The sequence below is a fragment of the Azospirillum sp. RU38E genome, assembly GCF_900188385.1.
Classification (GTDB): domain Bacteria; phylum Pseudomonadota; class Alphaproteobacteria; order Azospirillales; family Azospirillaceae; genus Niveispirillum.
This window is the reverse complement of record NZ_FZOI01000007.1, coordinates 15,409-29,440: the sequence shown is the minus strand read 5'-3', so window position 1 is coordinate 29,440 and position 14,032 is coordinate 15,409. Positions and strand designations below refer to the sequence as shown.

17 protein-coding genes are annotated in these 14,032 nt (G+C 61.5%); 16 read left to right on the top strand and 1 reads right to left on the bottom strand.

The window, feature by feature from the left end; all coding sequences use genetic code 11:
* Nucleotides 1-275: 275 nt before the first annotated feature.
* The 16 genes from CHB97_RS13520 (at nucleotide 276) to CHB97_RS13445 (ending at nucleotide 13,053) form a co-directional block, all read left to right on the top strand.
* Complete coding sequence (locus CHB97_RS13520) at nucleotides 276-632, top strand: helix-turn-helix transcriptional regulator (RefSeq protein WP_089288516.1); 357 nt, start codon at nucleotides 276-278, stop codon at nucleotides 630-632.
* Nucleotides 619-1,554, top strand: a complete 936-nt coding sequence (locus CHB97_RS13515; RefSeq protein ID WP_160105865.1) for an SRPBCC domain-containing protein — start codon at nucleotides 619-621, stop codon at nucleotides 1,552-1,554. The genes CHB97_RS13520 and CHB97_RS13515 overlap by 14 nt, the downstream gene beginning before the upstream one ends.
* A gap of 90 nt (nucleotides 1,555-1,644) precedes the next feature.
* Nucleotides 1,645-2,703 carry an energy transducer TonB gene (locus tag CHB97_RS13510; RefSeq protein ID WP_160105863.1) on the top strand — a complete coding sequence of 353 codons (1,059 nt, stop codon included), beginning with the start codon at nucleotides 1,645-1,647 and terminating at the stop codon, nucleotides 2,701-2,703.
* Between the two features lie 48 nt (nucleotides 2,704-2,751).
* Entirely contained in the window at nucleotides 2,752-3,813 is a 1,062-nt protein-coding gene (locus CHB97_RS13505; RefSeq protein WP_089288513.1) for an energy transducer TonB, read from the top strand.
* Between the two features lie 48 nt (nucleotides 3,814-3,861).
* Nucleotides 3,862-4,929, top strand: a complete 1,068-nt coding sequence (locus CHB97_RS13500; protein ID WP_160105861.1) for an energy transducer TonB — start codon at nucleotides 3,862-3,864, stop codon at nucleotides 4,927-4,929.
* A gap of 14 nt (nucleotides 4,930-4,943) precedes the next feature.
* On the top strand, nucleotides 4,944-5,537 hold the full coding sequence (locus CHB97_RS13495; protein ID WP_089288511.1) for a nucleotidyltransferase family protein: 594 nt from the start codon (nucleotides 4,944-4,946) through the stop codon (nucleotides 5,535-5,537).
* 50 nt (nucleotides 5,538-5,587) lie between these two features.
* Nucleotides 5,588-5,743, top strand: a complete 156-nt coding sequence (locus CHB97_RS13490; RefSeq protein WP_089288510.1) for an entericidin A/B family lipoprotein — start codon at nucleotides 5,588-5,590, stop codon at nucleotides 5,741-5,743.
* Between the two features lie 72 nt (nucleotides 5,744-5,815).
* Complete coding sequence (locus CHB97_RS13485) at nucleotides 5,816-6,367, top strand: NUDIX hydrolase (RefSeq protein WP_089288509.1); 552 nt, start codon at nucleotides 5,816-5,818, stop codon at nucleotides 6,365-6,367.
* Nucleotides 6,368-6,436: 69 nt separating this feature from the next.
* Entirely contained in the window at nucleotides 6,437-7,447 is a 1,011-nt protein-coding gene (locus tag CHB97_RS13480; protein WP_089288508.1) for an alpha/beta hydrolase family protein, read from the top strand.
* A complete protein-coding gene (locus tag CHB97_RS13475; protein WP_089288507.1) occupies nucleotides 7,444-7,791 on the top strand; it encodes an RNA-binding S4 domain-containing protein in 348 nt (115 codons plus the stop codon). The genes CHB97_RS13480 and CHB97_RS13475 overlap by 4 nt, the downstream gene beginning before the upstream one ends.
* 26 nt (nucleotides 7,792-7,817) lie before the next feature.
* The gene (locus CHB97_RS13470) at nucleotides 7,818-8,435 is read left to right on the top strand and encodes a DUF3841 domain-containing protein (RefSeq protein ID WP_160105858.1); all 618 of its coding nucleotides are present in this window, start codon (nucleotides 7,818-7,820) and stop codon (nucleotides 8,433-8,435) included.
* A 193-nt stretch (nucleotides 8,436-8,628) separates the two neighbouring features.
* Nucleotides 8,629-10,047, top strand: coding sequence for a 3-isopropylmalate dehydratase large subunit (gene leuC, locus CHB97_RS13465; protein WP_089288505.1), 1,419 nt, complete (start codon nucleotides 8,629-8,631; stop codon nucleotides 10,045-10,047).
* 163 nt (nucleotides 10,048-10,210) lie between these two features.
* Nucleotides 10,211-10,420 (top strand): addiction module protein, encoded by a 210-nt coding sequence (locus tag CHB97_RS13460; protein ID WP_089288504.1) that lies wholly within the window; start codon nucleotides 10,211-10,213, stop codon nucleotides 10,418-10,420.
* Nucleotides 10,420-10,707 (top strand): type II toxin-antitoxin system RelE/ParE family toxin, encoded by a 288-nt coding sequence (locus CHB97_RS13455; protein WP_089288503.1) that lies wholly within the window; start codon nucleotides 10,420-10,422, stop codon nucleotides 10,705-10,707. Before CHB97_RS13460 ends, CHB97_RS13455 begins: the two co-directional genes overlap by 1 nt.
* A gap of 100 nt (nucleotides 10,708-10,807) precedes the next feature.
* Nucleotides 10,808-12,025, top strand: a complete 1,218-nt coding sequence (tgt, locus tag CHB97_RS13450) for a tRNA guanosine(34) transglycosylase Tgt (RefSeq protein WP_089288502.1) — start codon at nucleotides 10,808-10,810, stop codon at nucleotides 12,023-12,025.
* Between the two features lie 134 nt (nucleotides 12,026-12,159).
* The gene (locus CHB97_RS13445) at nucleotides 12,160-13,053 is read left to right on the top strand and encodes a diguanylate cyclase (RefSeq protein ID WP_089288501.1); all 894 of its coding nucleotides are present in this window, start codon (nucleotides 12,160-12,162) and stop codon (nucleotides 13,051-13,053) included.
* A gap of 3 nt (nucleotides 13,054-13,056) precedes the next feature.
* Here the strand turns inward: CHB97_RS13445 and CHB97_RS13440 are convergent, their stop codons facing one another.
* A complete protein-coding gene (locus CHB97_RS13440) occupies nucleotides 13,057-13,977 on the bottom strand; it encodes a LysR family transcriptional regulator (protein WP_089288500.1) in 921 nt (306 codons plus the stop codon).
* Nucleotides 13,978-14,032: the final 55 nt, after the last annotated feature.

Here is a 14,032-nt window from a genome sequence, read left to right as displayed (position 1 = left end):
ATCGTGACCGATCCAGGGAGATTTTTTGTTCCCTCAGACGCCGGGCGCTGCCATCCGGCAGCTTGGCTTACGCGCCACGTGGCGCGGGCCGGCAGTCGCCGGCCTCCAATCCGCCAAGGGTCAAACCCTCGGCGGATTGGTATAAGCAGCACCCGCGTTCAGGCGGATTGCAGCAACCCCGGTGTCAAACAGCACCGGGGTTTTTCATGCGCAAAAACTTAGGTATATGACTAACTGTTTATTGCCACTCCCGTATCTGCATGATACTTAGGCAAATGACTAACCAACAGACGAACCCAACCGCCCTGGACCGCATGTTCCACGCCCTGGCCGATCCGTCGCGCCGGGCGGTGGTGGAACGACTGGTGCAGGGCCCGGCAACGGTGGGCGAACTGGCCAAGCCGCTGGACATGGCCATGCCCACCGTTCTGCAGCATCTGCGCGTGCTGGAAAGCAGCGGCCTGATCCGCACGGAGAAGGCTGGCCGCGTGCGCACCTGCCGGCTGGAACCCCAGGCCCTGGCCAGCGCCCAGGGCTGGATCGACCGGCTGCGGGCGGAGTGGGAGGCGCGGCTGGATCGTCTGGATGCCTATCTTCAAACCTTGCAGGAGAGCGACCATGGCCCCCAGTGACACCCCTGAAAGCGAAGCAGAACGGACGCTGGAGGTGGCGCGCGTGCTGTCGGCACCGCGTGCCCTGGTCTGGCGGGTGCTGACCGACCGGCGCCATGTTTCTTTCTTCTGGGGGCCGGACGGGTTCAGCACCACCACCACGGAAATGGATGTGCGGCCCGGCGGCGACTGGCGCTTCACCATGCATGGGCCGGACGGCACCGATTATATCAACCATGTCCGCTATGAGGTGGTGCAGGAACCTTCATTCCTGGCCTGGGACCATTACGGTGCCGACCCAGATGTGCTGCATCACCAGGGCCGAATCGAACTGACAGAGGAAGCGCCGGACAAGACCCGCGTCACCCTGCGCATCATCTGCGAGAGCAAGGCACGGCTGGCGGAGGTGAAGAAATTCGGGGCGGAGGCCGGCGGCCACCAAACACTGGCGCGACTGGACCAGCGGATCAGCGACGCCGCCACCGATATGGGGCTGAGCCGGATCGTCAAGGCCCCGCGCGCCCTGGTCTGGCGCGCCTGGACCGATCCGGCCCTGTTGCGGCAATGGTGGTGCCCCCGCCCCTGGCGGGTGACGGATTGCCGGCTGGACCCGCAGGCCGGTGGGGAGCTTTACACCCTGATGCAGGGGCCGGACGGAGAGGAGGCGGCGGTCAATGGCTGTTTCCTGGAGGTATGCGATCAGGAAAAGCTGGTCTGGACAGAGTTGATGACCGCCGGCTTCCGCCCTGTGCCGACCCCGCCCTTCGGCTTTGTCGCTGTACTGACGCTGGAGGATTGGGGCAGCCGCACCCGTTACAGCATACGCGCCATGCACACCAGCCCGCAAAGCCGACAGCAGCATGAGGAGATGGGGTTCTACAACGGCTGGGCCACGGCGTTGGAGCAGTTGGTTGATCTGGTGGAGGCCGGACAGGAGGCCTGATTTTCCATCCCGGATAAGGGATTGCATTTCCCAATGGAGAAGCCAGTATGGGTGTTTAACTGTTTAATTTCTCCATTGGGATTCCCCTCCATGCGGTATTATCTGGCCCTGCCCCTGCTGTTCCTCGCCAGTCTTATGGCGATCCATCCCGCCCGCGCGGCGGAAGAGGAAGAAGAGGAAAAGCCGCAAAAGCGGATCATCTGCGACCGCAAAGGCAATTATCCCACGGCCTTGGTCGACGATTCCCGCGAAGGCTGGGTTGATCTCCGTTTCACCATGAAGGCCGATGGCAGTTTTACCGATGTCGAGGTCATTTCCGCCTTCGGCGAACCCTACTTCGCCGAAACTGCCCAGAAGGCGATGAGCACGTGCCGCTATGAACACCCGGAACTGATTGCCCCGGCAGGGCAAGAGGCACGCAACCTGCGCACCCGCTATTATTTCCGCCTGGAGCCACCGAGCAAAGGCAGTACGGAAACTGTTTACGTCCGGCTGAAAGAGGCGCAGAGACTGTTGAAAGACGGTCAGGTCGATGCCGCCGAGGCCGCCCTGCTGAGGGTGGAGAAGAATAGCCGTAACCTGTATGAATTCAGCCATTTGATGATCATGCGGGCAGCCGTGGCGGTGGCCCGCGGCAACAGCAGTCTGGCCTTGTCCTATCTTGACGGGATCAGCGAGAATAAACGTTTTATTGAAAAAAGGGAGTTCAGCCAGCTATTGCGGATGCGCCTGTCCCTGGAACTGCAGGAAGGCCATTATGTCGATGCCCAGCGCACGGCAGATGAGATGGCAGAAAAATCACCCCGTGATGGGGATGAGAAGCTGCTGGCGGGACTGGCTAACCTGAAAAAGCTGGTGACATCCGGGAGCCCATTTAGCGTCAGCGGGCAGATACCGGTCAATTGCCATCCCGCCTTCTGCGAACCCGATAAGCCGGAATGGTCCTATGCACCCTATAATCGCACAGTTTCCCTGGCCGATATTCAGGGGCAACTGGATACGGTTTTTCTCCGTTGTAACAAGAAGACAATGACGGCCAAGGCCGAAGCCGGCATTACCTGGACCATCCCCAAAAGCTGGGGACAATGCGAAGTGCATGTGTTGGGAAAGCCGGGGACGAAATTCACGCTGATTGATGAGACGCTTTGAACCTGGGCAATCGGGGCAACCAACAATTATCGCAGCCAAGGATCCGTAATGCGCACGCCCCTTCTGTTCAATGCATTATTGGTGCTGTTCCTGCTGTCATCCCCAACCGTACAGGCACAGACAGCGCCAACCCGCAATCACGACCGGATTGATCTGGGCAAACTGAACTGCAAAGCGGGGCTTTTTCCGAAGGAAGAAGAGAAGACAGGCGGAGAGGGCTGGGTCAATCTGCGCCTCACTGTGCAACCGGATGGCAGCCTGACAGACCTTGAAAATATCAGCAATGCCGGTCGTGACAGTTTCATAGCGGGTACTTTGCGTAACTTCGCCAAATGCCGATTCAGCCAGCCATGGCAGGAAAACGGCCAGCCCGTTGCCTTAACCAACATCTACATGCGTATCAGTTATGCTCAATCCCCCAATCGCGCCGGCGAAGGCGTGAAAGAAAAGACGCAGACCATCCAGCAATTGTTGTCGCAGGGAAGGCTTGACGAAGCCGCCACCAGCCTTGATGAGGCCGAGAAGGCCGTCAATCGTTTGACGGAGTTGAACGATATTATCCTGCTCCGCTCCATCCTGATGAGCAAGCGCGGACTGAACGATATCGCCCTGCTCTATCTCCAGGAGATTCCCGCCGGGGAACCGCAATCCTCAGATGATGCGAATATAGCCAAGGTGTTACGCATAAGGCTGGGCCTGGAACTGAAATTGGGATTGCTGGCCAGCGCAGAGGTGACGGGCCGAAAACTGAAACAGGCCAAGCCCCAACCCGAAGATGCCGCCCTATGGAGCAACCTGGAAAAGCTGCGCCAGCTTGGCGCCTCTGGCCAGCCGTTGGCCGTTGCGGGCCGGGTGCCGGCGGAATGCCGCCCCATGATCTGCGACCCCGCAAAACCATCCTGGGAATATGTCCCGGTTCATCGCACCGTTTCCCTGGCCGATGCCAAGGGCAGGCTGGATCAGGTGATTCTGCGCTGCACGCGCAAAACCGTCACCATTCCTGCCGCGACCGGCCAGACCTGGACGATCCCGGCCAAGCTGGGCCAATGCGCGGTGGAGGTGACGGGCGAACCGGGGGCGACATTCACCCTGATCGACGAAACCCTTTGAGCATGTCCAGAAATGGCAAATGCTAATTGTCGGAACCAAGGAACTGCAATGCGTACGCCCTTTCTTTTCAAGGCGATATTGGCAATACTCCTATTTTCACCTGTGGCAGCCGATGCCCAAATAGCCCCGACTGCAAGCCATGAACATATAGATCTCGGCAAAAAGGTCTGTAAAGACTCCCAATTTCCACAAAAGGAGCGTGGAAAGACCGGTGAAGGCTGGGTTAGTTTTCGGACAAAATTACAAGAGGATGGAAAATTAACTGATTTTAAAGTCATAGCAAATGCAGGAAATAAAGTTTTTGTAGAAACTGCGTTAAAAAATTTTTCAAAATGCGCCTTCATTCCTCCCGTCGATGAAAATGGAAAAAAGATTTTTATAGAAAACATTTATTTTAATTATGTATTTTTGCAACCAGACTTACAAAAAAATAAAGAAGTAAATGGGAAGCTGGAGGCAATTCGTCAGTTAGTAAAAGAAGGAAAAATTGAAGAGGCTAATTCCAGTCTAGAAGCTGTTGAGCAGGATGCCAATCGATTCGTCGATCTGATAGATATCGCTCTTCTGCATGCAACCTTGATGAAAAGCAAGGGCAGGGACGACATTGCATTGCGGTATCTCCAGATGGTTCCAGTTCTAGACGAGCCGATTGAAAGCGATCCGAATGCAGCCAAGGTCTTGTCCCGACGGTTGGACCTGGAGTTGAAAATGGGTTTGCTTGCCAGTGCAGAGGTCACAAGCAGCAGACTCGCGAAGGCAAAACCTCTACCGGAGAATGCCACATTACTGGCAGAGCTGGAAAAATTGCGCCAGCTTGGCGCCTCTGGCCAGCCGTTGGCCATTGCAGGCCGGGTGCCGGCGGAATGCCGCCCCATGATCTGTGACCCTGCGATACCATCCTGGGAATACGTGCCCGTTCATCGCACCATTTCCCTGGCCGATGCCAAGGGGCGGCTGGATCAGGTGATTCTGCGCTGCACGCGCAGAACCGTCACCATACCCGCCACAACTGGCAATACCTGGACCCTTCCGGCCAAGCTGGGCCAATGCGCGGTGGAGGTAACGGGCGAACCGGGGGCAACATTCACCCTGATCGACGAAACGCTGCCCGGCTGAGGCAAAGCCGCCCGATGAGCCCCGATGCTTTCCGCCAGCTGGCACTGTCCAACCCCATCAACGCCGTCCTGCTGCAACGGCTGCCGGCGCTGGGGTTGGCGGATGTCTGGTTGGTGGCGGGCTGCCTTTATCAGGCGGTGTGGAACCAGCGGGCGGGCCTGCCCGCGGATTGGGGCGTGAAGGATTACGACATCTTTTATGTCGATCCGGACACAAGTTGGGAGGCAGAAGATCAGGCCATCCGCCGGGCCGTCACGCTGTTCGCCGATCTGGGGGTGATGGTGGAACTGCGCAATCAGGCGCGTGTGCATCTTTGGTATCCACAGCGGTTCGGCCGCTCCATCGCCCCCATCCCCAGCGGGCGGGCGGGGATTGACGGGTTTCTGGTGGAATGCACCTGCGTCGGCCTGTCACCCGATGGCGGGTTTTATGCGCCCTATGGGCTGGATGATCTGGCCGCCGGCATCCTGCGCCCCAACCCGCGCACGCCCGACCCGGTGCAATATGCGCTGAAGACCGCCAGCTATCGCGCCCGCTGGCCCTTTCTGCGCGAAGGGGGTAGCGCGTCAGAGGCATTGGAACCGCCGCCACCGGCGCCCCGTTCCTAGTCACGTCCAGCCGGCCAGCGGGCCGGCCACAACGATGACAGGAAAAGATCATGGCTCACCGTTCCAAGAAGGCCGTTCTGGCTGCCGGCGCCCTGCTGCTGGCCATGTCCGCGCTGACCGCCTGCAACACGGTGGAAGGGGCCGGCAAGGATATCAAATCCGGCGGCAAGGCGATTGAAAACACGGCGCAGGACGCCAAGAACTAAACCATCCCGGCTTCCCCTGACTATACAAGGCGGCACCTTGCAGTGCCGCCTTGTTGGCGTCATGGTAGGGGCATGAGCGACGACAGCCCCGCCCCCACCAAAGGCCCCCGCATCCGCACCATCCCGCCCGGTGAAGACCGGGAACGGCTGGTCTGTCCGGAATGCAACTATATCGCCTATGAAAACCCAAAGATCGTCGTCGGCGCCGTGGTAACGGATGCTGCCGGGCGCATCCTGCTGTGCCGCCGCGCCATTGAACCGCGCCGGGGCTATTGGACCCTGCCCGCCGGCTATATGGAGCTGGGGGAGACGACCGAGCAGGGGGCAGCACGGGAAGCGTTTGAGGAAGCGGGCGCCCGCATCGCCATTGATGCGTTGCTGGCCGTCTACAACATCCCGCGCATTTCCCAGGTGCAGCTGATCTATCGCGCCACCCTGGCCGACCCCGCCATTGCCGCCGGGCCGGAAAGCCTGGAGGTGGCGATGTTCGATTGGGCTGATATCCCCTGGCACGATCTGGCCTTTCCGTCGGTGCCCTGGGCGCTGGAACAATATCGCGCCCGCATCGGCCAGCTGGCTTTTCCGCCCGCGACCAACCCGCCACCCCCGGTGGAAGGCTTGTAATCGGCCACCCGTCCGGCGCAGAATTGGGCCAACGCCCTTTCACCCGCCAGACAGGACCAAGGCCCCATCATGCGCAAATCCCCCGCCGCCCCGCGTGGAACCCTGCACCGGCTGATGCTGGACAGCCGTGTGCTGCGCGGCAACCGCCAGGGCGACCCGACAGAGCGGGAGGTGCATGTCTATGTGCCGGCGGGCCATGATGGGCACGATCTGCCGCTGCTGTTCGATATTGTCGGCTATACGGCGGGCGGCCCCGCCCATACCAACTGGAAAAATTTCGGGGAGAATCTGCCCGAACGGCTGGACCGGCTGATCGACAGCGGCGCCCTGCCCCCGGTGGTGGTGGCCTTCCCCGACTGTTTCACCAGGCTAGGCGGCAACCAATATATCAATTCCAGTGCCCTTGGCCCCTGGATGGATTTCCTGTGTGATGAGGCCGTGCCCTTTGTGGAGGAACGGTTCGGCTGCGGCGGCACCGGCCGGCGCGGCATTTTCGGCAAAAGCAGCGGCGGTTACGGCGCGCTGGCCCATGCGCTGCTGCGGCCGGATATCTGGGCGGCGGCGGCCAGCCATTCCGGCGATGTCGGGTTTGAACTCTGCTATCTGCCGGATATGCCCGGCGTGCTGCGCGCCCTGTCACGGCATGGCGGCAGCATCGAACGCTTCATGAATGCGTTTGAGACGGCCCGCAAGACCGACGGCAAGGATACCCATGTGCTGATGATCCTGTGCATGGCGGCAACCTATGACCCCGACCCCAGCCAATATCTGGGCATCCGCCTGCCGGTGACGGATGATACGTGCGAACTGATCCCGGAACGCTGGGCCAACTGGCTGGCCTGGGACCCGGTACAGATGGTGGAACGCCATGGCGACGCCCTGCGCGGGCTGAAGGCGCTCTATATCGATTGCGGCGACCGCGACCAGTATAATCTGGTCTATGGGGCCCGCCGCCTGCACCGCCGGCTGGATCAGTTGGGCATCGCCCACCGGTATGAGGAATTTCCCGACGACCATTCCTCGGTCGATTACCGCATGGATGACAGCCTGCCCTATCTGGTGCGGGCCCTGCTGGCATGAGCGGGGGGGACGATATCACCCTGGCCGATCCCGGCGATGCCGCCGATATGGCCAAGGGGCGGCTGCGGCTGGATAAATGGCTGTGGTACGCCCGTTTCCTGAAAACCCGCAGTCAGGCCGCCAAGCTGGCATCATCCGGTTCTGTGCGCCTGGGCGGGGCACCGGTGGCCAAGGCCAGCCATATGGTGAAGGTGGGCGATGTGCTGACCTTCCCGCTGGGGCCTTACGTGCGGGTGATCAAGATCAAGGCCCTTGCCGCCCGGCGCGGCCCGGCCCCGGAGGCGCAGGCACTGTACGACGATCTGGACCCGCCCAGCCCGGAAGGGAAGATGGCGAGGGGGTGATGGTACGTCCGGTAAACATCAACCGCGTGAAGGCCATTATCGCCAAGCGCGTCCCCTTCGTCCGCGTCTACAGCTATCAGGATGAGGCAGTCCTGGAACGGCTGAAGACGCAGGGCTTCATCAATGGCAACCATCCCCATGGCTTTATGACAGGCCCATACCGCTGGATGCGCAACCAGATGGCCGAGCGGTTGCCAGACTTCTCTGGCGATCTGCCCATCTGGGCATGGCTGCGGCGGTGGGACCGCTATAAAATCAAGAGGAATACAGAAAAACTGGTGCGGATAACCGCAACCGTGCCGGTGCAGCGGGTATTGCTCAGCAATTTCGATAGTTGGCATATCGTGCTGAACCTTGGCTACATCGCCGAGACTGAAGCAGAGGATGATGCTTTCGACGCAGCACAGCACGCACCGGCAGATAAAATCCGTCTCTGCCAGGAAAGCTGGAAGCGGGTCTTTGATCCTGACCTGCGCTATTGCGACAGCCGCTCCTGGCAAGTCTGCGTGGATCGCATTTATGCCCATGAAGTGGTCGACCTGCGCCAGCACGATCCCCTGCCCCATCGCTATAGGCCGGTAACGGAGGATTGTGAGCCCTGGGACGGTGATTGGTGCGCCGGCTGGTTCCCACCCCCGCCTTAACCGGGTAGCGCCACTACCCCTTATGCAGCACCCATGAATCTGTGTTGCAGACAATCGGGCCTGTCTGGCCGTGCGGGGTGCTTGTTTGGGTCGCGTCCTGTCGCTATGCTCCGGCCCAACGTAACAAAGTGACTGGAATGGCGGCATTGCCTTTCCGGTTCGATCTTCCCCCGAGATCCCCCAGGTGAGTGATATGGCCCGCACGCTTTATGACAAGATCTTCGAAAGCCACACCGTCCATCGTCAGGAAGACGGGACCAGCGTGCTGTATATCGACCTGCATCTGGTGCATGAAGTGACCAGCCCGCAGGCCTTCGAAGGTCTGCGCCTGTCCGGTCGCAAGGTGCGCCAGCCGGGTAAGACCCTGGCCGTGGCCGACCATAATGTGCCGACCAGCAAGGACCGCCTGGCCGGCGTGAAGAACGAACAGAGCCGTATCCAGCTGGAGCAGTTGGGCATCAACACCAAGGAATTCGGCGTCGAATATTTCGATATGGCCGATATCCGCCAGGGCATCGTGCATGTGGTCGGCCCCGAACAGGGCGTGACCCAGCCGGGCATGACCATCGTTTGCGGTGACAGCCACACCGCCACCCATGGCGCCTTCGGCGCGCTGGCCTTTGGTATCGGCACGTCGGATGTGGAGCATGTGCTGGCCACCCAGACGCTGCTGATCAAGAAGTCCAAGAACATGCTGGTGAAGGTGGATGGTGCCCTGCCGCTGGGTGTCAGCGCCAAGGATCTGACGCTGGCCATCATCGGCAAGCTGGGTACCGCTGGCGGCACCGGCTATGTGATCGAATATGCCGGTCAGGCGTTCCGCGACCTGTCGATGGAAGGCCGCATGACCGTCTGTAACATGGCTATCGAGGCGGGCGCCCGCGCCGGCCTGATCGCCCCGGATGAGAAGACGTTTGAGTATCTGCGCGGTCGCCCCCGCGCGCCGCAGGGTGCCGATTTCGACCGCGCCGTGGCGTACTGGAAGACCCTGCCCAGCGATGAGGGCGCGGTGTACGACAAGGTGGTGGAACTGAACGCCGCCGACATCGTGCCGCAGGTGACCTGGGGCACCAGCCCGGAAGACGTGTCGGCCATCACCGCCTCGGTGCCGAACCCGGCTGACTTCAAAGACCCGCACAAGCAGAAGGCCGTGGAACGCGCCCTGGCCTATATGGGCCTGACCGCCGGCACGCCGCTGACCGAAGTGCCGGTGCAGAAGGTATTCATCGGTTCCTGCACCAACAGCCGCATCGAAGACCTGCGCGCCGCCGCTGAGGTGGCCCAGGTTGGCCTGTCCAAGGGTATGAAGGTGGCCGATGGCGTCTATGCCATGGTGGTGCCGGGCTCTGGTCTGGTGAAGGAACAGGCGGAAAAGGAAGGGCTGGACAAGGTGTTCGTGGCCGCCGGTTTCGACTGGCGTGAACCCGGCTGTTCCATGTGCCTGGCCATGAATGACGACAAGCTGAAGCCGGGTGAACGTTGCGCCAGCACGTCCAACCGCAATTTCGAAAGCCGCCAGGGCCCCGGTGGCCGCACCCATCTGGTCAGCCCCTCCATGGCCGCCGCCGCGGCCCTGACCGGCAAACTGACCGACGTGCGCACGCTGGCTTGATTACCGGATTGGTGTGAGTGAGGCTTATGAAACGGGCGTCCCGGTCGGGGCGCCCGTTTTCGTTTGGGGGTGGCTGGTGGTGCCTGCTTCAACTACACTGCTTGTTACCCGATGAGCTTCTACCCACCTCCACCAGTGTCCGTGCGTGGGAGAAAGGTGCGCCATGGCCGTGATCGATTTCAGTCACTTGTCCCCGGAACAACGGCTTCAGTTGATCGGCGAATTGTGTGACAGCCTGGAGCCGGAGAATGTGCCCTTGTCTGCCGCCTGGAAGGTGGAGCTTACCCAGCGCAGCCGCGATCTGAGAGCGGGAAAGGGACAGTCTATTCCCCTGGCTCAAGCCATGGATGAACTGCATCGCCGTAATCGCTGATGTATGCAATTTTCATCCGGTCAGAGGCACTGACCGATATGAAAGAAGCCCGTGACTGGTACGACAGCCAGTCGATCGGGCTGGGCGATCGTTTCTACGAGGCATTGACACTGGCCTTCGCCCGGATCGCTGAAACCCCGTATATCTTCCCTACCGTTCAAGGTGACATCCATCGCGCCTTGATACGGCGTTACCCCTACGCCTTGTTCTTTGAGATTGACGGGCAGAACATCTACATACTGGCCTGTGCCCATACGCGGCGTGATCCCCGCCACCGCCCCCACTGAAGCCAGCCATTCGCCCGCACCCCCTGTACAAGCGGCGCGCTCTCCCCCATACCCAGGGGCAGCAACAGCGATCCATTGTGTGACGGTTCAGGGTTCCCCGATGTCTTCCACCTATCCCGGCTTCTCTTTCGATATCACCCACCGCGACCCGGCGGGTTCCAAGGCGCGCATTGGCACGCTGTCCACCCCGCATGGCGCCATCCAGACGCCGAATTTCATCTTCTGCGGCACCAAGGCGGCCATCAAGGGCATGACCACGCAGCAGATGCGGGAAGAGAAGACGGATATCATCCTGGCCAATACCTATCATCTGATGATCCAGCCGGGCGCCGATCTGGTGGCCAAGCTGGGCGGCCTGCACAAGATGATGAATTGGGATGGCCCGATGCTGACCGACAGCGGCGGCTATCAGATTTTCGCCATGGGCCATGGCAGTGTCGCCGATGAGGTGAAAGGCCGCCGCAGCACCACGCGCGAAAAGACCCTGCTGAAAATCACCGAGGAAGGGGCCACCTTCCGCAGCTACACCAATGGTGAAAAGCTGTTCCTGACACCGGAAAAATCCATCGATATCCAGCGCAAGCTGGGGCCGGATTTCGTGGTGCAGTTGGACGAATGCACACCGTTCCACGTGGATCGGCGCTACACCGCCCGATCGATGCAGATGTCGCACCGCTGGGGCGACCGTTCGCTGGCGGCCTTCCGCGAATTTGGCGGCATTTCCGCCAACGGCATGCCCCAGGCCATGTATGGCATTGTCCAGGGCGGGGTCTATCCCGACCTGCGCAAGGAGAGTGCTGAATATACCGCCAGCCGCGATTTCTTCGCCACCGCCGTGGGCGGCTGCCTGGGGGCGACGCGCGAACAGATGCATGAGGTGGTGGGCATGGCGATGAGCCATGTGCATCCCGACCGGCCGGTGCATCTGCTGGGCATTGGCGGCATTGTCGATATTTTCGAAGGGGTTGCCTGGGGCATCGATACGTTCGATTGCGTCAGCCCCACCCGCATCGCCCGCCATGGCTGGGCCCTGGCCCCGGGCGTGAAGGGGGAGCGGCTGAACATGCGCAATGCCCGCTTCAAGGATGATGACCAGCCCATCGATGCCGCCTGTAGCTGCTTTGCCTGCCGCACGGCCAGCCGTGGCTATATCCACCACCTGTTGAAGGCGGAGGAGATGCTGGGCCTGCAATTGCTGACCATGCACAATGTCCACACCATGAACCGGCTGATGCGCGACATCCGCGCCGCCATCGCCACCGGCACCCTGGCAGAGGCGCGGCGGCGCTGGGTCTGGCAGCCCGGTGATACCGAATGACGCAACCGGGCGATATGACCCTTTGCATGGTCTGAATAGGTCGCATTCGAATTAAATTGGGGTTAACTTCGTGACAAGGGAGGGGTGGCGCTTTGCCAGCCCCTTCCCCCCTTTGTCACAGAGTCCCTTGTTCCATGCCGATTTCCCAGACCCAGGGCAGTGGCAGCCTTGCCACCGTCATCGACGAACATCTTCGTTGGCTGACGCAATGGCACCGCGCCGCCTTTTTTGGGGCGGATGCCGGCCTGTTAGGGCCGGATTCGGTACCCATGCCGCAGGCCTTCATCCACTGGATGCGTCAGGCCAAGGCGCAGGCGCTGGCCTTGCAGCCGGCGGTGGAACGGCTGATCGCCCTGCATGAACAGCTGCACCGGCTGGCAAGGCTGATGCTGACCCGCATCCATGCCGGCGAAATCCTCTCCCTGGCAGGGTACGAGGCGGTGCTGGACCGGTTCGATGAATTCATCCAGCAATGCCGCCGCTTCGAACGCGCCTTCAGCGTCGCCGGCAGCGGCATCGACCCGCTGACCGGCCTGCGCAACCGCACCGGCATGATGGAAGAGCTGATGCGGGAGGCCAGCCGGTTCCACCGTTCCGGCCGGCCCTTCTGTGTCGCCCTGTGCGACCTGGACCGGTTCAAGCTGGTGAATGACACCTATGGCCATGATGCCGGTGACCGGGTGCTGGTGGCCGCCGCCGCCTCCATCAACAGCGGCATCCGCGACATGGATGAGGCGTTCCGCATGGGGGGCGAGGAAATCCTGATCCTGTTGAAGGATGCCGGCCTGCCGGAAGCCTTGGGCGTGCTGGAACGGCTGCGCCAGGATCTGGCCGCCTTGCCGGTGCAGCTGGCCGATGGCCGGGTGCTGCATGTCACCGCCAGTTTCGGCGCGGCAGAAGCGGATATGGGCATTGAGCCCGACCGGCTGATCGAACGGGCCGATCAGGCGCTCTATGCCGCCAAACATGGCGGCCGCAACCGCGTGGAATGCTGGACCCCGCCGGCCGCCGCCGCCCTGTCGGCCTGAATTTCAGGTTTCCCCCTTATTGGCGGTCGGCTCCGCCACCTCCCGCAGGATCAGGTCATACAGCGCCTGCGCCGACAGGTTCAGCCGGCCGCCGCTGCGGGTGATCAGGCCCAGGGTGCGGCTCAACCCCGGCTCCACCATCGGCACACCGACCAGCATCGGATAGGCGCCATTGGCCAGCGACAGCGAGGGCAGCACCGCCACCCCCAGCCCGGCCGCCACCAGCCCCAGGGCACCCGCCACATGGTTGGCCTCATAATGGATGGTCGGGCGCTGCGGCAGGCCGGCCAGCACATTTTCAATCAGGATGCGGTTGCCGCTGTTCAGCGACACCCCGATCAGCCGTTCGGCCCCCAGCCGGTCCCAGCGCACGGAGGTGGCGGCGGCCAGCGGATGATCCCGATGCACGGCCAGCACATAGGGTTCGCTGCGGATGGGGTTGAACTCCACCTCCGCATTCTGGGCGCCCAGAAAGCCGATACCGATATCGGCCTGCCCATCCTGCACCGCCGCCAGCACCATGCCGGCGCTTTCATCGATGATGCGGATGCGCACCGCCGGATGGGTGCGGGCGAATAGATGCAGCAGTTGCGGCAGCACATGGTTGGCCACAGAGGGCACACAGGCCACCGTCACCAGCTGTTTGGCCCGACTGGACCGTTCCACCATGCTGGTGCGGGCCAGGTCCAGCTCCTCCAGAATGGCGGTGGCATGGGCCAGGAACTGCCGGCCGGCATCGCTTAATTCCACCTTGCGGGTGGTGCGTTCCAACAACCGCATCTCCAGCGCCGCCTCCAGCTTCTCAATCCGCCGGCTGAGCGCGGGTTGGGAGAGGAACAGCCGTTCCGCCGCCGCGCGGAAATTCAGCGTCTGCGCCACGGTGACGAAGGCCTGCAATTCCCCGAACTCAAAATCCAGCCGCATGGCGCCCCCTATTGATGCATGAAAACTATCAATCAAAAATATAAATGCAATTTTG